The sequence below is a fragment of the Terriglobales bacterium genome (genome assembly GCA_035457425.1).
Taxonomy (GTDB): domain Bacteria; phylum Acidobacteriota; class Terriglobia; order Terriglobales; family Acidobacteriaceae; genus JACPNR01.
In genome coordinates, this window is record DATIBR010000010.1 from 1 (window position 1) to 19,394 (window position 19,394).

The window sequence follows — 19,394 nt, forward strand, 5'->3', positions numbered from 1 at the left end:
CCGAAGACGAGCGCAAGTCTAAGTAGATGTCCCGCGAGCTGGACATCCTCCGGTAAGGACGGCGCGCGGGACGCGCCCCGGCGACGGCCACGCCGGGGATATTTTCATGGAGCGCGCATATACAATGCGTGCGCCATGCCACTGGCCGTACGCTCGTTCGCCAAGATCAATCTCGGGCTGCGCATCGGCGCGCGGCGCGCGGACGGCTTCCACGAACTGCGCACCGTCTACCAGACGCTGGCGCTGCACGACGTCATCAAGCTCGAGCTGAAGCCCGGCACGGGCATCGAGATCCGGTCGAAGGACGCGCGCGTCCCGACCGACGAGTCGAACACCTGCTGGCGCGTGGCGGAGCGGCTGCTGAAGTCCGTGAAGCAGCGCAAGCGCGTGGTCCTGACCATCGAGAAGAAACTGCCGGTCGAGGGAGGGGTAGGCGGGGCGTCGTCGAACGCCGCCGCCACGCTGCTGGGGCTGGAGCGCGCTCTCAAGGCGCAGCTGCCAGGCGATGAGAAGCTCAAGCTGGCGGCCGAGATCGGGTCGGACGTCCCGTTATTCCTGGTCGGAGGGACGGTGCTGGGTCTGGGGCGAGGGGAGGACGTCTACCCGCTGCCCGACCTGCCCGCGCTGGACTGCGTGCTGGTGGCGCCGGAGGTGGGGGTATCGACGGCGCGGGCGTTTGCCGACTGGGACCGGCTGCACGACCACGACCAGGGCGGGGACGACGACGAGCTGCCGCGCCCCGGGGGCGCCGCATCGCGCCAGAAATTGACCGTCCCGGAGCAGCACGATACAATGAACAGGTTCAGCGGCTCGGTTTGGAGCTGGCTGAGTGGTACTTCCTCCGGTGTTCCCGCCAAGAGCGGGGACCGGGCCGAGGCACTGCTTCTCGACCTTGTCCGTGCCGGGATAGAGAACGACTTCGAACGCGTCGTCTTTCCCCAGCATTCAGAATTGCGAGAAGTGAAGCGGGCCTTGGAGCGCGCGGGCGCAAGCTTTGCCGCGCTGTCGGGTTCCGGGTCGTCGTTGTTTGGGCTTTTTGGCTCGAGCGGCGAGGCGGAGAAGGCAGCGAAGAGGCTGAGCGTCGACGGGTTGAACGCGGTCGCGAGCCAGACGCTGCCGCGCGCGGAATACTGGAAGCGGCTGTGGGGCTAGACCGCTGAGTTTCGAGTTTCAGGTTTCGAGTTTCAAGAGGCGGAAGCTGGAAACGGGAGACTGGGAACTCGAAACGGGTTTTGGGCGGTCGACTAATGGCAGGTCAAGTGCCTTTGGAGCACTTTGTCCAGGTTCGAATCCTGGCCGCCCAGCCAGGTTGAGGCAAGAGTTGGGAGTCGCGAGATGTGAGTGGCCGTGCCACTCGCGACTCGGGACTCGCAGCTCGGAACTGAGACGATTGAGCAGTCAAACTCCAACGCGAGAGCAGAACATGGCGACCGTGGGAACCGCGACGACGGAAAAAAAGCCGCAAGCGACGCAGCCCAAGGGCGAGCGCAAGCCGCAGCGCGCGCGCCACGACGACAAGTTCAAGATCTTCTCCGGCACGGCGAACGAGCCGCTGGCCGACGAGATCTGCGCCTTCCTCGGGATGCCGCGCTCGCAAGCCGAGCTGAAGCGCTTCTCCGACGGCGAGGTCTACCTGCAGATCATGGAGAACGTGCGCGGCGCCGACGTGTTCGTGGTGCAGCCCACGTGCTTCCCGGTGGACCAGCACCTGATGGAGCTGCTGCTGATGATCGACGCGCTGAAGCGCGCGTCGGCCCGGCGCATCACGACCGTCATCCCGTACTACGGCTACGCGCGGCAGGACCGCAAGGACAAGCCGCGGGTGCCGGTATCGTCGAAGCTGGTGGCGGACCTGCTGACCACGGCGGGCGCCGACCGCGCGCTCATCGTGGACCTGCACGCGCCGCAGATCCAGGGGTTCTTCAACATCCCGGTGGACCACCTGTTCGCGTCGCCGGTGCTGGTGGGCTACGTGAAAGAGCAGGCGTTCCCGAACCTGACGGTGGTGTCGCCCGACGCGGGCGGCGTGGAGCGCGCGCGGTTCTTCGCGAAGAAGGTGGACGCGCCGCTGGCCATCGTGGACAAACGCCGCACGGAGATGAACGTGGCGGAAGTGATGCACGTCATCGGCGACGTGCAGGGCCGCACCGCGCTCATCCTGGACGACATCATCGACACCGCCGGCACGCTGGTGAAGACCGGGGACGCGCTGCTGGAAGCGGGCGCGGCCAAGGTGTTTGCCTGCGCCACGCACCCGGTGCTGAGCGGGCCGGCGATCGAGCGCATCGCGAAGTCGCGCATCGAGCAGGTCATCGTGACCAACACCATCCCGCTGACGGAAGCGGGCAAGAACGAGAAGAAGATCCGGGTGCTTTCGGTGGCGGGGCTGATGGCCCGCGCCATCCAGAGCATTCACGAGGAGACTTCGGTCTCCACGCTGTTCACGTAGGGCAAGAGCCAAGAGCGGTTCGAGAGATCCTGAATTCGGAAGGACGTAAAGAGAAATGGCAACCGGAACGCAGCAACCCACGAACACGGTCGAAGCGCAGCCGCGCCAGGACGCGTCGCGCGGCAAGAACGAAGCGCGCCGCCTGCGCGCCCAGGGACGCATCCCCGCGGTGCTCTACGGCGCGAAGAAGCAGACCATGGCGCTCGCCGTCGACCCCAAGGCGATCACTCGCATCCTGCACTCGGAGGCGGGGCACAACACCATCTTTGACCTGGTCGCGGGCGGGGAGAAGACCAAGGCGATGATCATCGACTGGCAGTACGAGCCCATCAAGGGACACCTGCTGCACATCGACATGAAGCGCATCGCGATGGACGAGAGGCTGCGCGTCAAGGTGCCGGTGATGCTGACCGGGCTGGCGGAAGGCGTGAAGACGCAGGGCGGCATCCTCGAGCAGATCACGCGCGAGGTGGAGATCGAGTGCTTGCCGGGCGACATCCCGAGCCACATCGACATGGACGTGACCGAGCTGGTGTTCACGCAGGTGCGCCGCGTGGCGGACCTGCCGCACTCCGACAAGTACAAGTACATGACCGACGAGAACACGCCGGTGGCGCACATCGTCAGCGTGAAGGAAGAGGTCGCGCCGGCGCCGGAGGCTGTGGCCGACGCGGCTGCCGCTCCCGCCGAGCCCGAGGTCATCAAGAAGGGCAAGCAGGAGACGGAAGAGGAAGGCGCCGAGCCTGCCGCGGCGGGCGAGGCTCCTGCGAAGAAGGAAAAGAAGGAGAAATAAGTTGCGAGTTGCGAGCTGCGAGTCCCGAGCATTTCGGCTACTCGCAACTCGGGACTCACGACTCGCAAGTCGTTCTTTGTCATTTTGGGTGCGGGCGTGAAGCTGATCGTCGGACTCGGAAATCCCGGCATCGAGTATCAGTTCACGCCGCACAACCTCGGATTCCTGGCGCTGGACCGCATCGCGGAAGACTGCGGCGGGCAGATCGGGAATCGCAGGTCGCGCGCGCTCACGGGCAAGTGCTCGCTCGCGGGACATGAAGTGCTCCTGGCCAAGCCGGAGACCTACATGAACCTGAGCGGGCTGGCGGTGGGAGCGCTGGTCAGCGAGTTGGGGATCGACCCGACCAAGGACATGGTCGTGATCTACGACGAACTGGACCTGTCGTGGGGGACGATCCGGATCCGCGAACGCGGCTCGGCGGGGGGCCACAACGGCGTCAAGTCGATCATCGGGGCGCTGGGGACGGAAGAGTTCCTGCGCATCCGGCTCGGGATCGGGCCGGATCACCCGGTGCGCAACGGCCGCGACTACGTGCTGGCGCCGATGAAGAAGGCGCAGCTCAACGTGGCCGCTGAGATGCTGGACGCGGCGGCCGAGGCAGTGCAGGTGATCTTGCAGGCAGGACCGGCGGCGGCGATGAACCGCTTCAACCGGAAGAAGGAAGAAGGTTCAGCCGCGGGCTGAAAGAGTTCAGGAGAAGCAAATGAATCGTGTTTACGAAGTGATGTTCATCGTGCGGCCCGACCAGCAGGACGAGGACGTGGACAAGCTGGTAGCGGGCTTCGAAGCGACCGTGCAGGGCTCGGGCGGCAAGGTGCAGAAGGTGGAGCGGCTGGGCAAGCGCCGGCTGGCCTACATGGTGCAGCGCTTCCTCGACGGCAACTACGTGTTGCTGACGGTGGAGGGCTCGGGCGAGATGGTGCACGAGCTGGAGCGGCGCCTGCGCGTCTCGGAGCCGGTGATGAAGTTCCTCACCGTGCGCATCGACGAGGAGCAGAAGCGGCTCGACAAGATCAAGAAGATCCGCGCGACGCGGGTGAAGCGCGCGCCCATCACGCCGGCGGGCGAGCCGGCGCCGGGCGAGCCGGCCACCACCACGCCGGCTGCGTCCTAGGGACTCGCAAACGAATCAGGAAAGCACCGATCAGGAGAGTTATGGCAGACGAAGTGAAGACGAACGAAGCGGCTCCGGCGACGGAGACGACTACGACCACCGAAGCGCCGGCGGCGGCGCCGGCGCAGGCGGCGAGCACGCCGACGCCGTCGGCTCCCACGCACGGGGGCGGCAGCTACCAGCGGCGGGAAGGGCGTCCGGGCGGGCCGGGCGGCCCGCGCGGCGAGCGCCGGCCGGGCAGCGGCCCGGGAGGGCCGCGCGGCGACCGCAAGTTCTTCCGCCGGAAGAAGGTGTGCAAGTTCTGCGTGGAGAAGATCGACGCGATCGACTACAAGGACGTCGGGCTGCTGCGGCAGTTCGTCGCCGAGCGCGGCAAGATCGTGCCGCGACGGCTGACGGGCGTGTGCACGCCGCACCAGCGGCGCTTGTCTGCCGCCATCAAGCAGGCGCGCAACATCGCGCTGCTGCCGTTCCAGGCAAGGTTCTAGGAGCGTCGTCGGTCTTCGGTCGTCGGCCTTCGGCCGGGACCGTGGCGGCCGACGACCGAGGGCCGACGACATTCTGCGCGCCGAAGGCGCGAGCGAGGACTGAAGACATGGAAGTCATCCTGAAAGAAGACGTTCCCAAGCTGGGTAACCGCGGCGACGTGGTGAAGGTCGCCGAGGGCTACGGCCGCAACTACCTGCTGCCGCGCAAGCTCGCTATCGAGGCGAGCACGGCCAACAAGGCCGTGATCGAGCAGATGAAGCAGGCGGCGGAGCGCCGCTCGGAGCGCGAGCGCGGCGACGCGCAGGCGCTCGCCGGGCAGTTCGAAGGCCTGGCGCTGCACTTCCGCCGCAAAGCCGGCGAGAAGGACCACCTGTTCGGGTCGGTCACCTCGAGCGAGATCGCCGAGGAGCTGGGGAAGAAGGGCATCGAGGTCGATCGCCGGAAGATCGAATCGGAGCCCATCAAGACGCTGGGCGAGCACACCGTGAGCGTGCGGCTGCACCGCGACGTCCACGTGAAGTTCCAGGTCGTGGTGGAGAAGGAAGCGGAGTAAGGGTTTTCGACGTGTGAAGAGGCGGGCGAAGAGCCCGCCTCTTTCTGTTTTGCGCTAGTCGCCGGTGCCGGTCGCGCCGGCGGGCGGGGTGAATTTCTTCATGTCCACCGGCACGTTGACGCGGATCTCGTCGTAGCGCCGGACGATGCCGTGGCTCACGTTGGCGGTGATGATGGTCAAGGGAATACGGACGCCGCCGCCGACGTCCTTGTAGTCCATGAACCAGGTCTCGGCGGGGAACTTGCCGAAAGCGCTGGTCTGCGTGGCGCGGCGCAGGAGGAGCAGGCCGCTCTCCTGGTCGAAGAGATACGTTTCCGTCTTGCCGTCGGAGAGCGTGAGGTCGACGGCCCAGACAGCAGCGCCGCGCACCTTGTCTTCGCCGCGCAGGACAGCCTGCGTGAACGCGGGCAGGTAATCGACGCGCAGGTTGCCGAGGACGTTGGTGCGGATGTTCTCGATCTCGGCGGGCGCCATGGCGTGGGATTCCTTCGGCGTCTGGACCCAGCCGCTGCGGCCGTCGTAGACGACCAGCGTGTTGCCTTGTGCTTCGGTGACCTCGACGCGCACCTTGTCGCCCGCGATGAGCACGTCTTGTTCGAGCGAGCGCGGGCCTTCGGCGCGGGCGTTGTAGCTGGTGACGGTGCCGGAATACTGGCGCGTCTGCACGCGCGCGACGTTCGCTCCGCCGATGGCGAGCCGGTAGTTGGCGAGCACCTGGTCGGCCGTGGGCGGGGCTTCCGGAGCTTCTTTCCTGGGCGCCGTTGCGGCGGCGTACTCCTTCGTCCAGCCGGCGAGCGCGACTGCCGGCGAGCGGGCCGGCTTGGTCGAGCCGTTGTGGCAGGTCGTGCAGGTGACGCGGTTGGGTTGGTCGGGAAAATTCTGCGCGTTGATCTGCCGGACCATCTGCATCATCTCGCGGGCGCGCAGCTTCGCAGGCTTGTCGTCTTTTTCCCACGCGGTGGTGACGTGGCAGTGATCGCAGCCGACGCCGAGCGAGCCCGCGACGAAGGCCATGGTCGCGAACCACTGGTCCGCCGGGACGTCCTTCAGCACCTTGACGTTCTTGAACTGCTCGGCGGCAGTCTTGGGTTGCGTTGGGGATTTCGCGGGCGCGGGCGTGGTTTGCGCGAGCGCGACGGAAGCGAGTGCGAGCAGAGCGAGCGCGGCTCTCATGGAGATTCTCCTGCGTCGGGATGAGAGGGCCTGAAGTATAGACGACGGAGCAAGTGCCGTCGGCTAAAGCCGACTCAAGGTGCGTGACGGGTGCGATAGTCCCGGCACTGACGTGCCGGGCTACGTAGGTGTCTAGAGCCTTTCCAGGAGCTCGCGGGCGACGCGGTAGCCGGTCATCATGGCGCCGTTGACGGTGCCGTTGTGGCCTTCGAAGTTGGCGGCCTCGCCGGCGAAGAAGAGCGTGTCGTCGAGGGGCGCGGCGAGCTCGCGCTCGGCGCCCTCGCCGCCGGCGGCGAGGTAGCTGTATCCGCCACGCGCGAACGGGTCCGACTGCCAGTCGTGCGCGTGCGCCGAGAGCAGCAGCGCGCCCAGGCGGGCGCGGTCAAAGTCCAGGAGGGAGGCCAGCGAGTCGAGGGCGCGCCGCGAGAGGGCGTCGTGCGAGAGGCCGGAGTTCTGCTCGCCGCGCGGCCCGGCGGACCACGCCGTCAGCACGGCGGTGCGCGCCGGGAGCTGGGACCACCAGGTCGGGAAGTGCGGGTCTTCGGAGAACAGGAAGCCGAGTTCGGCGAGCGACTTGCCGGCGGCGTCCTTCACGCTCTCCCAGAAGCGCTCGCGGAAGCGCAGCGCGACGCGGACGACCGCGCCCATCTCGAGGCAGGCGAGCGCGCGCTGCTTGGAGGCGAGCGGCGGGTCGAAGCGCACGCTGCCGGCTTGCAGCACGCCGAGCGGCAGGGTCACGACCGCCTTCCGCGCGCGCAGGGTCTGGCCGTGGGTGAGCGCGACCTCCACCTGGCCGCGGCGCCACGTCACGCGCTCGACGATGGCGTGCAGGTGAAGGTGGCACGCCGGGCCGAGCTGCGCGCGCAGGTGCTCGACCAGCAGCGAGTATCCGTTGAGGACGCGGAACTGCGCGTCGCCATCGATCTGTTCGGAAGCTTCCTCGGCTTCGATCAACCCCCAGACGCCGATGCGCTCGGGCCGCGCGGCGTGGAAGCCTTGGACGTACTGCATGGCCCAGCGTTTCGCGTCGGATCCCTGCGGGCAGCACTCGTCGACGAACTCCTGGAAGCTGCGGTCGCGCTCACCTTTCTTCATCTTGGCGAGGATGGCGTCCACCTCCGCGAAGAAGTCGTTGTCCTGCTCGAGGCGCCCGGCGCGCTTCACCCACATCTCGCCGGTGACGGGCGCGACCTCGATGCGCGCGGGTCTTGCCAGGTCGAAGATCTCCGGCGGCCGTCCGTGAACGAACTCCCGACCTTCAGGCCGGCGCGGGAGAGCTCGCCGGCGGCGACCAAGCCGGCGGCGCCGGCGCCGATAACGACGACGTCCGTAAGCGGTTTGTTTTCAGTGGATTTCACGCCTTGCCGCGCCGGCGAGTCGCCGGCGCCTACCCTCATCGAGGTGGATAGATGCGGCCCGGATGCAAGCCGTCTGCCAAATCCACATAAACTATAATCCGGCTTGCTCACGGAACCGCTTCTGACACGTCTCTTAGAGGTGTAAGTCGAGCCCCTTGTTGGGATTAGGCGAAGGGCTCGAAGAGGTAGGACGAAGTCAGGAGAAGCATGCCGGCCGAAGCCATGATTTTGACGGCGGTTGGCGCTCGCGGTCCCAAATCTCTCCCCGCAGTGCGGGGGCGCATGGTCAGTCAGGCCCTGAATCGCGCAGACGACAGCCTGTTGATCCGAGGGGCGCAGCGCGGCGACCGCGCAGCGTTCGAAGAACTCGTGCGCCAGTACGACCGCAGCGTCCTGCGCCTCGCGCTCCACCTCACCGGGTCGGAGCAGGACGCACAAGACATCTACCAGGAAGCGTTCCTGAAGGCGTACCGCAACATCGGGAGCTTCCGCTTCGAGTGTTCGTTCTACACCTGGATGTACCGGATCGTGACGAACCTGTGTCTCGACCACATCCGGAAACGCCAGGTGCGCAAGGAAGACTCGGGCGTGGTCACGGACTCGGACGGCGAAGAGTACAGCGTGCTCGACCAGGTGAAGGACGCGCGCGCGCACGCCAACCCGGAGCACGACCTGATGCGCCGGGAGCTGGGCGGCAAGATCCAACACGCGCTCGGGCGGCTCACACCGCGCGAGCGCATGGTGTTCGAGCTGAAGCACTACCAGGGCCTGAAACTGCGGACGATCGGCGAAATGCTGAACACGACCGAAGAGACGGCCAAGAACACGTTGTTCCGCGCGACGCAGAAGCTGCGGGCTTCGCTCGCGCCGATGAGGTAAGACCATGAACTGCGATTGGGTGAAGGAAAACGCGGCGCTGTACATCTACGACGAGCTGACGGACGCCGAGCGGCACGAGGTGGAGCAGCACGCGGAGCGCTGCGCGGCGTGCAAGCGGGAGCTGGCCGCCGCGGGCGACTTCAAGATGACGATGTCGGCGGTGGCGGTCGAGGAGCCCTCTCCGAACCTGCTGGCGGCCTCGCGCATGAGGCTGCAGGAAGCGCTCGAGACCGCGCACCAGTCGGGCGGCTGGTCGCGCTTCGCGTTCGATGTTGCCGGGTGGCTGCAGCAGGTGAAGCTGGCGCCCGCGCTGACGGTGGCGCTGCTCATCTTCGGATTCGCCGGCGGCGTGATGACGACCTACGCGATGCTGCGCAAGGGCGGGACGATCACGACTCCGACGGCGCAGGGACCGGCGCCGGACCAGCCTGCCATCGCGTCGATCAGCGGCATCACGCAGGAGCCCGGGTCGAACAAGGTGCACATCAACTACAGCACGCTGACGCCGGCGCAGGCGGAGGGTTCGCTCGACGACCCGGCCATCCAGCAGCTGCTGTTGTTCGCGGCGCGGAACAACACGAACTCGGGCGTGCGCATGGATTCGGTCGCGCTGCTGACGCAGAAGCCGGAAGACTCGAAGGTGCGCGAGGCGCTCATCTACGCGCTGCGCTACGACAAGAACGTGGGCGTGCGCCTGAAGTCGCTGGAAGCGCTGAAGCCGTACGTGAAGGAAGACATGCGGGTGCGCGACGCGATGCTGGAGGCGCTGATGGGCGACTCCAACCCGGGCGTGCGCACGCAGGCGCTCAACGTGATCCGGCAGGTGAAGCAGGACGCGAGCGTGCGCGCGGTGCTGATGCAGCTCGCCGACAAGGATCCGAACAACTTCATCAAGAACGAATCGAAGCGCATCCTGGCGCAAGCGCCGGAGATGGACTAAGGGTTTTCGACCGGAGAGAAAGGCTGTAACGGACAAGTGAAGCGCATCTTTCAACTCGGAGCAGTGCTGGCGCTGGCGGCGACGCTGGGCGTGGCCGACCAGTCGTATTCCGCGGCCCCGGACCAGTCGTGGGACCAGATGGGCGGGCTGGGCGAGACGCCGGCAGGCAGCTCCTCGAACATCTCTCGCGAAGGCAACGCCTGGGTGCAGCAGACGACGGGCGAGCTGCCGACGGCGAAGATCATCAAGGTCTCGACCGACGCGGGCTCGGTGCGGGTGACGGGCGCGGACCGCGGCAACGTGAGCTACACGCTGCGCAAGAAGGTCTACGGCGGCAGCGAGGAAGCGGCGAAGCGGCGCTTCGAGCAGTTCAAGATCGCGGCGTGGACGACGGGCGAGGTGGCCGCGTTCCGCGGGCAATGCGAATCGACGCACGGGCGGGCGTCGGTGGATTTCGACATCCAGGTGCCGCGCGGCGTGCAGCTGGTGTTCGTGCGCACGCAGGGCGGTGGCATCGCGACCAGCAACATCTGGGGCCGCGTGGACCTGGAGACGATGGGCGGCTCCATCGCGCTCGACCAGGTCGGCGGCAGCATCGTGGCCTCGACCTTGGGCGGCTCGATCGACGTGGGCTCGGCGGGCGCGGACGTGAAGGTCGAGACCTCAGGCGGCTCCATCACCATCCGGAACGCCGCGGGTTTCACGCGCGCGGAGACTTCCGGCGGTTCCATCGACGTCGGGACGATCAAGGCGCCGGCGTACCTCGATACGGCGGGCGGCTCGATCCGGGCGCAGCAGATCGGCGGCGACCTGACGGCGGAGACGGCGGGCGGCAACATCGACGTGGGCGACGTGGCGGGCATCGCGAAGCTCTCGACCGCGGGCGGCTCGATCCGGCTGGGCTCGTCGGGCGGGCGCGTGGACGCCGACACCGCCGGCGGCTCCATCAAGCTGATGCAGGTGAAGGGCGGCGCCAAGGCGGAGACCGCCGGGGGGTCGATCTTCGTGGAGTTCGTGGGCCCGAGGAGCGCGTTCAGCGATTCGCGATTCGAGACCACCGCGGGTGACATCATCGTGGTACTCCCGTCTAACCTGGGAGTGAACATCCGGGCAGCCATCGAGCAAGCGCACGGTCACAAGATCCGCAGCGACTTCTCGGAGCTGAAGATCTCCAGCGAAGGCGATGGCGACTGGGGAGCGCCCAAGACGATCTGGGCGGAAGGCACGATCAACGGCGGCGGGCCATTCCTGAAGGCCTCGACCACCATCGGGAACATCGAGTTCAGGAAAGGGAAGTAGGAGAACGATCATGCGCAGTCCTAGCAGCAGATTCTTCGCCGTCCTCGCGGTGCTGGTCCTTGCGTCGGCCGCGTGGGCGGGAGAAGGGCAGAGCTACCTGGGCGTGGACGTGGACGACGTGACGGCGGACCGCGTGCAGGCCCTGAAGCTGAAGTCGGAAGCGGGCGTCGAGATCACGATGGTGGACAACGACGCCCCGGCCGGCAAGGCGGGGCTCAAGGAGCACGACGTCATCCTGCAGTTCAACGGGCAGGGTGTGGGAAGCGTGGAGCAGTTGCGGCGGATGATCCGCGAGACGCCGCCGGGCCGCACCGTGCAGCTCACCATCAGCCGCGACGGCAACCAGCAGAATCTTTCGGTCACGCTGGCGGACAAGAAGATGGTCTACAAGACCTGGGTGCAGCCGCGCATCGTGATGCCGCGGACGCCGCGCGCGCCCGACGCGCCGCGCATGATCGAGATCCCGGAGATCTACGTCACCACCACGTCCACCAGCCGCGTCGGGCTGGTGCTGGAGCCGCTGACCACGCAACTGGGCGAGTTCTTCGGCGTGAAGAACGGCGAGGGCCTGCTGGTGCGCTCGGTGGAGAAGGGTTCGCCGGCCGAGAGCGCGGGCTTCAAGGCGGGCGACGTGATCGTGAAGGTGGAGCAGGAGCCGGTGGGCGACCGCGGCGACTGGCGCAGCGCGTTGCGCAACAAGAGCGGCAAGGTGCCGGTCGGCATCGTGCGCGACAAGCGCGAGCAGACGCTCACCCTTACCCTGCCGGACAAGAAGCAATCGTCCAACCGCAACCGCATCGTGCTTCCCGACTTCGACCTCGATCTCGACTTCGATTTCGACGAGCTGGCCGCCATCGGCCCCGAGGCCATGGAGCTGGCCATGCTCAAGGCGAAGGTCGAGTGGGACAAGAACAAGGACCAGGTCAAGAAAGAGATGTCGAAGGCCAAGACCAAGCTGAAGCAGGATATGCAGAAGCAGAAGCAGGAGCTCAAGCGGCAGCAGGAAGAGCTGAAGCAGCAGCATAAAGAGCTGAAAGAAAAGCAGTTGCGGGAACCGGACGACGACAACGAATAGCGGCTGTCGCCGTAACCCCAGGGCCGCCCGGAGCCGGCCCTTCTTCTTTGCGCACCCGAATTTGCGCACCCAAGGGGCGGCGGCTATCATCTAAGGGTACGTCGATGCACCTGTCTGTCCTACTGCTGGCATTGCTGAGCGCGGTGCCCTCCCCGATGGAGGGCGCGACGGCCTCGGCGTGCGAGCGCGCCGCGGCCGCGGACGTCTATCGCGTCCTCGACTGCGAGCAGAGCGACGCCTTCCTCGCCACCGCCGCAGCGTTCGACGCGTGCGACGCCGAGGATGACGACGACGCGAGCGACCTTCGCCGTCGCGCCGTCCAGGCACAGCCGCAGCATCCGACCGCCGAGACCCCGGCCGTCGCGACCGCTTTTCCGACTTCCCTCCCTGGTACCGGCCACGCCCGCGCGGCATGCGAGCGCCCGGTGGCGCGCACCCGCTTCCACAAGGAAGCCATCCCGCGCGCCCGCGCCCAGTTGCCCGACCCCGCGCCCGTCCTCTAGACGCAAATCAGTCCCACTCGCTCCCGCGCTCGCGCGGTGAGCGGCTGCGTCCACCTATTTTCCGGCGTCCGCCGAGGCGGATGCCCACAAGGAGAACAGTATGAAGAAGTTGATGATCGCTGTGTTCGTGTTTGCACTGTCGCTCGGCCTGTACGCTTCCGACAAGAGCAAGTCGTCGTCGAAGGCGCCCGCGGCCCCCAAGACCGCCAGCCTGACCGGCTGCGTGGAAGGCTCGGCTGGTTCCTACATGGTGAAGAAGGGGTCGAAGGACGTCCCGGTCACCAGCAGCGAGGACCTGGCGGGTCACGTGGGCCACAAAGTGAAGCTGACCGGCACCTGGGAGAAGGGCGCGGACGCGAAGTCCAGGACCTTCAACGCCACCAAGGTGAACATGGTGTCGGAGAGCTGCCACGCGAAGGCCGCGAAGAGCAGCACGAAGACGTCCAAGAAGACGAAGAGCTAACCCTCACCAACGCTGCGGGGTCCGGCTTCGGCCGGGCCCCTTTTTTTCGATTACCTTCGTAAGATTACTTTCGTCAGATGTAGGGCCGGTTTTTTTGTTGCCGCGAAAAGGCGTGCTTGTAATATCGGAGAAGCCTCCCGGGCTGCCCATGGAGATCCAACTCAACGCACTGGTCTGTAGCGCCGATCAGCGGACGGTCAAGGTCCTGCAGGTCCTGCTCGGCGAGATGAGCATCGCGATGGAGCTGTGCGCCTCGCGCGATGATGCGGCGCGTCACCTGGTGACGCGGCGCTTCGACGGCGTCTTCGTCGACGGGGCGATCGAGCGCTCCGCCGACCTGCTGCGCGACATCAAGGAAAGCCCGGGCGGGCAGCGCGCGGTCTCGTTCGCCATCCTCGAGGGCATGACGAGCGTGAAGGAGGCGTTCACCTTCGGCGCGGGCTTCATCCTCTACAAGCCGCTCTCGATCGAGAAGACCAAGACCAGCCTGCGCGCGGCGCACGGCCTGATGATGCGGGAGCGCCGCCGCCACTTCCGTCACAACCTGGAGGACGTGGCCGCGACGCTCATGTTCACCGGCGCGCCGAACAAGACGGCCGAGATCCTGGACCTGAGCGAGGGCGGCATGGCGCTGCGGCTGAGCGAGTACACCGAGCGGCGCGGCCAATTGCGCGCGCGCTTCCTGCTCCCTGGCCATGCGCAGCCCCTCGAGGCGGAAGGCGAGATCACCTGGGCCGACGATCACGGGCGCGTCGGCGTCCACTTCACTTCGATGGCCGACAGCGCGCAGGGCGCGCTCGTCAACTGGCTGGCGGAGCGCGGGCGCGTGGCGGCAGAAGACCCGCACGCCGCGATCCAATCGCGCTCCAGCAAGAAGAAGAAGAGTACGGGAGGGCGCGTGGGGGCGGTGCAGGAGGTCGTTGCCGCCGTGGCGACCTCGGACAAACCGGCGGCCCCGGCCCCGGCTCCGGAGGAGACACTGCCGCGCGCGCGGCAGAGCATCCGCGCGGGGCTCGACGTCGGCCTTTCCGTGGTCACCATCCGCAGCGGACAGCCGGTGCTGCTGCAGGCGGTGTGCGAGGACATCAGCTCGGAAGGCCTCGGCGCCAAGGTGCACGGCGACCTGGCGCCGGGCGAGCCGGTGCTGCTGCACCTGAGCCTGCCGTCGCTGGAGTCGATGAAGGTGCACGCCGACGTGCGCCACCGCCGGCGCAGCCGCGTGGGCTTTGAGTTCGTGGGGCTGACGCGCGAGCAGCACAAGCAGCTCACGGAAGTGTGCGAAGTGCTGCCCGCCGCGGAATGAAACCGCTCTTGGCTATTGGCTCTTCGCTTTTGACCAAAAGCCAAACAGCAGCTTATCCGTTCCACACCTTGAACAGCAGGGAGCCGTTCGTCCCGCCGAAGCCGAACGAGTTGGAGAGCGCGTACTCGATGGTCGCCTTGCGCGACTTGTTGGGCACGTAGTCGAGGTCGCACTCGGGATCCGGGTTGTCGTGGTTGATGGTGGGCGGCAGCACCTGGTCGCGCAGCGCGAGCACGGTGATGCCGGCCTCGAGCCCGCCGGCGCCGCCCAGCAGGTGTCCGGTCATGGACTTGGTGGAGCTGACCGCCAGCTGGTTGGCATGCTCTCCGAACGCGCCCTTCACCGCCTGCGACTCCTGCTTGTCGCCCAGCGGCGTGGAGGTGCCGTGCGCGTTGACGTAGCCGACGACGGTCGGCGGAACGCCGGCGTCGGCGAGCGTGTTCTTCATCACGCGCACCGCGCCCTCGCCGCCCTCGGCGGGCTGGGTGATGTGGTAGGCGTCGCCGCTCATGCCGTACCCCACGAGCTCGGCCAGGATCTTGGCGCCGCGCGCCCTGGCGTGCTCCAGCTCTTCCAGGATCAGGATCCCGGCGCCTTCGCCCACGACAAAGCCGTCGCGGCCCTGGTCCCAGGGGCGGGAAGCCTTCTCGGGTTCGTCATTGCGGGTGGAGAGCGCGCGCATGGCAGCGAAGCCGCCGATGCCCATGGGCGTGATCGCGGCCTCGGTGCCGCCGGCGATCATGACGTCGGCCGCGCCGCGCTGGATGATCTTCATGGCGTCGCCGATGGAGTGCGCCGAGGTGGTGCAGGCGGTGGCGGTGGCTTCGTTCGGCCCCTTCGCACCCCAGCGGATGCTCACGTGCCCGGCGGCGAGGTTCACGATGGCGGCGGGGATGAAGAACGGCGAGATCTTGCGCGGGCCGCCCTCGAGCAGGTTGCGATGCTCGCGCTCGATGACGTCGAAGCCGCCGATGCCGGAGCCGATGTGCACGCCCACGCGCTCCGCGTTCTGCGGCGTGACCTGGAGCCCGGAAGACTTCACCGCTTCCTCGGTGGCGGCGAGCGCCAGGTGGATGAAGCGGCCCATCTTCTTGAGCTCTTTTTTCTCGATGAACTGCAGCGGATCGAAGTTGCGGACCTCGGCGGCGATCTGGCAGGCGAAGGCGGAGGCGTCGAACTGCGTGATCTTGTGCACGCCGCTCTGCCCGGCGAGCAGGTTCTTCCACGCCTCTTCCGTGCTGTTACCGACCGCGCAGATGAGCCCCAGGCCGGTGACGACTACGCGACGCGCCAAACGTTACTTCCCCTTGGCGTGCTTGTCGATGTAGTCGACGGCGTCCTTGACGGTGCGGATCTTCTCCGCGTCCTCGTCGGGGATCTCGATGTCGAACGCCTCTTCGAACGCCATGACGAGCTCGACGGTGTCGAGCGAGTCGGCGCCCAGGTCGTCTACGAACGACGCGTTGGCGGTGACTTCGCCCTCATCCACGCCCAGCTGCTCGACGATGATCTGCTTTACCTTCTCTTCAACGGCTGCCATGGGAATCTAGTCTCTCCTGATGTCGGCGTTAAACCGCCTAGTGTACCGGAATCGCGCGCGGGGAAACGATAAACGCCCGTAGCAGCTCGTTCTAGCAGCTCCGCCGGGCGCCGACCAACCCCTCATGCTAAACGGCGGACAAGGAAACGGTCAAACGCGGGAAGTGCCGGCGGCGTCTTCCGCCGGCATGCCGGGCGGGATCAGCAGCGGTTCGATGTAGAGCACGCTGACCAGGCCGCCCATGGCGAGCGCGCCGAGCAGGGAGCCGAAGACAAGCTGGTCGTTCGCGGCGGCCATGGCTGCCTCGGTCAGCATGGTGGCGACGATGCCGAAGCCGGTGTAGCGCAGCGGGCCCGACACCCGCCGCCAGGTCGCGGCCACGCCGGGGCGGTGCCCCGTCCAGACGCACATCAGCACGAAGTGCAGCGACCAGCGCGCGCCCACCAGCAGCACCAGCAGAAAGAACGCGAGCTTGCCGAAGGGCGGGTAGTAGCCCCGCGTGAGACTCCCCCAGTACCCGACCCAGGGCGCAAGCACGAGGAGATTGGCGAGCTGATGAAGCAGCCACCAGGCCTGGTCGCGACGGGAAGAGAAGTCTGATGGGGCATGCGGTTCCGGAGGCGCGAGCTCGCGCGCGAGCCGGCGCTCATAGAAGGTCACGGGCACGACCGCAATGGCCACAATGAATAACAGGAGGAACGAATTCAGCAGCGGTACGGTGGCCGCGCCCAAAGCGATGCCGGCGAGGATGTTGGCGGCTGCGAACGCCGGAAAGAAGCGCCGGAAGGTGCGAGCCTTTTCCGCGGGCCGCGTGAGGAGGCCGACGGCCGAGGCGGCGCACAGGAAGAACCCCGTCATGACCACGACCACGACGGCCGTCGTGGTGGCCTGCGGGTTGGGCATGCGTAACGCGCCGGTAAGCGACTCCTGCAGCATGTGCGAGGCGGCGATGCCTAGTCCGGCGTAGACCAGGGCGAACATCGCCTGGAGGCCCGCCAGGATGCGCGCTTTCGCCGCCGCGGGATCTCGCCGCGGTTGCTCGACCTGCGGGAAGGCGGCGTGGAACATCACGGGCTCCACGGTGACGACGGCGAACAGCGCCATGGCACCGAGTGCGGCGAGGATGGAGCCGAGCACGATGCCGCTGCCGGTCCGCAACAGCAGGAAGCCGACGAAGGCCAGCATCATGCCGGCGAAGCTCTCGATGGGACGCAGAGCGGCGCGCATCTTGACCACGTCTTCCTGCAGGCGGGCGGGCAGGAACATGGCGAGCACGATCGAGTACAGCCGCAGCACCGCGGCGATGACGAGAAAGAAAGTCAGGCCGATGTAGAGCGGCAGGCCGGCGGCCATCCAGATGGCGGTGCCCTTTCCGGAAGCGACGGCTTCGGTCAGCTTTCCCCAGCCGTGCCAGTTGCCGGCGAGGCCGGTGTTGAGCGCGGCGCTCAGCGAGGTCGAGCCCTGGAACGCGAGCCAGAGTGCCAGAGGCGTGTAGAGGAAGACGACGAAGAGCTGGTGCAGCTCCCACCAGCGGCGCGGGGTGACACCGGCGCGCGCGGCGACGGCGCGGAACAGGCTGCTCTCGTCCTCCGGCGTGGCGCGCAGCGGCGCGGTCAGCACCTGGGACGAGCCCGAATCGCGCTTGAGGTTCTTCAGGTCCACCAGCAGCTCGCGGGTGGACTGGTAGCGTTCGTCGCGCGACTTGCGCAGGCACTTGCGCACGATGCGCTCCAGCTCGGCGGGGTGGAGCGCTCCGGTCGCGGTCAGCGGCGGCGGCTCCTGCGTCATCACGTTGGCGATGGTGGAAGCCGGGGTCGCGCCGGCGAAGGGATGCGTGCCCGCGGCCAGCTCGTACATCAGGACGCCGAAGGAGAAGATGTCGGAACGGAAGTCGGTGGGCCGGCCTTCGAGCTGCTCGGGCGACATGTAGCCGACCGTGCCCATCACGGTGCCGGCCTGGGTGAGGCCGAAGGATTGCGTGGCCGACATCCCGCCGAGCACGCCCGAGTCGAAGCGGGCCAGGCCGAAGTCCAGCACCTTCACGTCGCCGGAGGAAGACAGCATCACGTTCTCGGGCTTGAGGTCGCGATGCACGATGCCCTTGGCGTGGGCGGCTTCGAGCGCGGCGGCCACCTGGACCGCGATGCCGAGGAGCTGCTCGAGCGCGGCGCCGCCGGTCTCGACCAGCGCGCGCAGGGTGTGGCCTTCCACGAACTCGAAGATGATGAAGACGTCGTCGCCGCGCTCTTCCAGCTCGTAGACGGCGGCGACGTTGGCGTGGTTGAAGGCGGCGGCCGCGCGCGCCTCGTTCAGGAAGCGCCGCCGCCGCTCAAGGTCGCCGGCGTAGTCGCGGGCCAGCGCCTTCAGCGCCACCCGGCGGCCGAGCCGCGTGTCCTCGGCCAGGTACACCACGCCCATGCCGCCCTCGCCCAGCTTGCGCAGGACGCGGTAGTCGCCGATGACTTCGCCGATCGCGGGCCCGGGTGTCGCCATAGGAGGGAAGACGCGGCGGATGTTAGCAGTGTTTGCGGGCCGCCGGAAGCGCGAGGTCGCGCGCTTTCCACCGTGGGGTTACTTCATGGTAAATGCCTCGTCACACGAGGAACCCTGGTTTGTCGTAGAATAGCCGGCCATGATCAAGTCGATGAAAGGCGGCCGCCACTCCGCCTCGTCCAACTCGCAGATGACGGTGGACGAGATCCGCCTGATCGCCGACCTGCGCATCATGCACTCCAAGGTCGACGAGCTCTACCAGATCTCCAAGGTGCTGCAGACCAGGCACAACGAGAACGCCGTCATCAACTGCGCCGACGCGCGCGTGCTGGCCGAAGACATCCGCAAGGCCGACGAGCTGTACCTGTGGTTCATCCGGCTGAAGGAAGAATCGGATCGCGCCCGGAAGCGCGCCGCCGCCCGCTAGCCGTCGCCTGCGCGACACCACAGCTCGCTCAAAATGAATCTGACCCGCTGGGAGGGGAGCGCTTAGGCGATCTTCTCGCCCCGCTCGTGCGCGTCTTCGGGATGGGGGATCTCGTAGAGGCGACGGGTGCTGAAGTTGGGGTCCTGGTCGATCTCGGGCGCGGAGTGCAGCATTTCGAAGTGGACGTCGTTGCCGCAGTGCGAGCAGCGCGGGAAGTCCTGCCCGCCCACCAGCGTGACTTCATGGCTCACGCGGTGCTCCGAGTGAAATACGCGGTAGACGCCGCTCTCGGGCACGGGCTCACCCACGCGGAAAAAGGGCGACTGGATCCGTTCGTCCGATCTCACCAACTCCAACCCTCGACGACCTGATCTCGCACTGCGCATACACTACGGGCCCGATCTTGCTTCGGGTGTGAGATGGGCGCAGGCGGGCATTTGGTTGTTTTTTCTTCGCGTGGCATGGACGACACCCCGCGATGTAAATCTTTCCTGCGTGATCCCCTCCGTAGTCCGCTAAGTGATTGAACCCATGTCCCTA

Annotated in this window: 21 protein-coding genes and 1 tRNA gene; 16 read left to right on the plus strand and 6 right to left on the minus strand. The window is 67.1% G+C overall.

Features of this window, described 5'->3' with window-relative positions:
* The first annotated feature begins 135 nt into the window (after positions 1–135).
* From ispE to rplI, 8 genes are all read left to right on the plus strand, one after another.
* Entirely contained in the window at positions 136–1,152 is a 1,017-nt protein-coding gene (gene ispE, locus VLA96_00925) for a 4-(cytidine 5'-diphospho)-2-C-methyl-D-erythritol kinase (protein ID HSE47749.1), read from the plus strand.
* An 81-nt stretch (positions 1,153–1,233) separates the two neighbouring features.
* Positions 1,234–1,307: transfer RNA gene (locus VLA96_00930), tRNA-Gln, on the plus strand.
* Positions 1,308–1,423: 116 nt separating this feature from the next.
* Positions 1,424–2,449: a ribose-phosphate pyrophosphokinase gene (locus VLA96_00935; GenBank protein ID HSE47750.1), complete on the plus strand. Its 1,026-nt coding sequence runs from the start codon at positions 1,424–1,426 to the stop codon at positions 2,447–2,449.
* A 55-nt stretch (positions 2,450–2,504) separates the two neighbouring features.
* Complete coding sequence (locus VLA96_00940; GenBank protein HSE47751.1) at positions 2,505–3,242, plus strand: 50S ribosomal protein L25; 738 nt, start codon at positions 2,505–2,507, stop codon at positions 3,240–3,242.
* Between the two features lie 96 nt (positions 3,243–3,338).
* Positions 3,339–3,929 (plus strand): aminoacyl-tRNA hydrolase, encoded by a 591-nt coding sequence (pth, locus tag VLA96_00945; protein HSE47752.1) that lies wholly within the window; start codon positions 3,339–3,341, stop codon positions 3,927–3,929.
* A gap of 19 nt (positions 3,930–3,948) precedes the next feature.
* Complete coding sequence (rpsF, locus tag VLA96_00950; protein HSE47753.1) at positions 3,949–4,359, plus strand: 30S ribosomal protein S6; 411 nt, start codon at positions 3,949–3,951, stop codon at positions 4,357–4,359.
* A 41-nt stretch (positions 4,360–4,400) separates the two neighbouring features.
* Positions 4,401–4,847, plus strand: a complete 447-nt coding sequence (gene rpsR, locus VLA96_00955) for a 30S ribosomal protein S18 (GenBank protein HSE47754.1) — start codon at positions 4,401–4,403, stop codon at positions 4,845–4,847.
* Between the two features lie 107 nt (positions 4,848–4,954).
* Positions 4,955–5,401, plus strand: a complete 447-nt coding sequence (gene rplI, locus VLA96_00960) for a 50S ribosomal protein L9 (protein ID HSE47755.1) — start codon at positions 4,955–4,957, stop codon at positions 5,399–5,401.
* Between the two features lie 54 nt (positions 5,402–5,455).
* Here the strand turns inward: rplI and VLA96_00965 are convergent, their stop codons facing one another.
* Together VLA96_00965 and VLA96_00970 are read right to left on the minus strand one after the other, a co-directional pair.
* Positions 5,456–6,574: a c-type cytochrome gene (locus VLA96_00965; protein HSE47756.1), complete on the minus strand. Its 1,119-nt coding sequence runs from the start codon at positions 6,572–6,574 to the stop codon at positions 5,456–5,458.
* 132 nt (positions 6,575–6,706) lie between these two features.
* Positions 6,707–7,738: an NAD(P)/FAD-dependent oxidoreductase gene (locus tag VLA96_00970; protein ID HSE47757.1), complete on the minus strand. Its 1,032-nt coding sequence runs from the start codon at positions 7,736–7,738 to the stop codon at positions 6,707–6,709.
* Positions 7,739–8,253: 515 nt separating this feature from the next.
* On the opposite strand from VLA96_00970, the gene VLA96_00975 reads away from it, so the two are divergent.
* The 7 genes from VLA96_00975 (at position 8,254) to VLA96_01005 (ending at position 14,394) form a co-directional block, all read left to right on the plus strand.
* Entirely contained in the window at positions 8,254–8,811 is a 558-nt protein-coding gene (locus VLA96_00975) for a sigma-70 family RNA polymerase sigma factor (GenBank protein ID HSE47758.1), read from the plus strand.
* A gap of 4 nt (positions 8,812–8,815) precedes the next feature.
* Positions 8,816–9,751 (plus strand): HEAT repeat domain-containing protein, encoded by a 936-nt coding sequence (locus tag VLA96_00980; protein HSE47759.1) that lies wholly within the window; start codon positions 8,816–8,818, stop codon positions 9,749–9,751.
* 36 nt (positions 9,752–9,787) lie between these two features.
* The gene (locus tag VLA96_00985) at positions 9,788–11,050 is read left to right on the plus strand and encodes a hypothetical protein (GenBank protein HSE47760.1); all 1,263 of its coding nucleotides are present in this window, start codon (positions 9,788–9,790) and stop codon (positions 11,048–11,050) included.
* 10 nt (positions 11,051–11,060) lie between these two features.
* Positions 11,061–12,125 carry a PDZ domain-containing protein gene (locus VLA96_00990; GenBank protein HSE47761.1) on the plus strand — a complete coding sequence of 355 codons (1,065 nt, stop codon included), beginning with the start codon at positions 11,061–11,063 and terminating at the stop codon, positions 12,123–12,125.
* Positions 12,126–12,229: 104 nt separating this feature from the next.
* The gene (locus tag VLA96_00995; protein ID HSE47762.1) at positions 12,230–12,628 is read left to right on the plus strand and encodes a hypothetical protein; all 399 of its coding nucleotides are present in this window, start codon (positions 12,230–12,232) and stop codon (positions 12,626–12,628) included.
* Between the two features lie 100 nt (positions 12,629–12,728).
* Complete coding sequence (locus tag VLA96_01000) at positions 12,729–13,091, plus strand: hypothetical protein (protein ID HSE47763.1); 363 nt, start codon at positions 12,729–12,731, stop codon at positions 13,089–13,091.
* A 148-nt stretch (positions 13,092–13,239) separates the two neighbouring features.
* Complete coding sequence (locus tag VLA96_01005) at positions 13,240–14,394, plus strand: PilZ domain-containing protein (protein HSE47764.1); 1,155 nt, start codon at positions 13,240–13,242, stop codon at positions 14,392–14,394.
* A gap of 52 nt (positions 14,395–14,446) precedes the next feature.
* On the opposite strand, the gene fabF is transcribed toward VLA96_01005, so the two are convergent.
* From fabF to VLA96_01020, 3 genes are all read right to left on the minus strand, one after another.
* Positions 14,447–15,688, minus strand: coding sequence for a beta-ketoacyl-ACP synthase II (fabF, locus tag VLA96_01010; protein HSE47765.1), 1,242 nt, complete (start codon positions 15,686–15,688; stop codon positions 14,447–14,449).
* A 3-nt stretch (positions 15,689–15,691) separates the two neighbouring features.
* Complete coding sequence (gene acpP, locus VLA96_01015; GenBank protein ID HSE47766.1) at positions 15,692–15,934, minus strand: acyl carrier protein; 243 nt, start codon at positions 15,932–15,934, stop codon at positions 15,692–15,694.
* A 150-nt stretch (positions 15,935–16,084) separates the two neighbouring features.
* On the minus strand, positions 16,085–18,427 hold the full coding sequence (locus VLA96_01020; GenBank protein HSE47767.1) for a serine/threonine-protein kinase: 2,343 nt from the start codon (positions 18,425–18,427) through the stop codon (positions 16,085–16,087).
* Between the two features lie 139 nt (positions 18,428–18,566).
* On the opposite strand from VLA96_01020, the gene VLA96_01025 reads away from it, so the two are divergent.
* Positions 18,567–18,854, plus strand: coding sequence for a hypothetical protein (locus tag VLA96_01025; GenBank protein HSE47768.1), 288 nt, complete (start codon positions 18,567–18,569; stop codon positions 18,852–18,854).
* A gap of 62 nt (positions 18,855–18,916) precedes the next feature.
* Here the strand turns inward: VLA96_01025 and VLA96_01030 are convergent, their stop codons facing one another.
* Positions 18,917–19,150, minus strand: coding sequence for a hypothetical protein (locus VLA96_01030; GenBank protein ID HSE47769.1), 234 nt, complete (start codon positions 19,148–19,150; stop codon positions 18,917–18,919).
* Positions 19,151–19,394 lie beyond the last annotated feature (244 nt).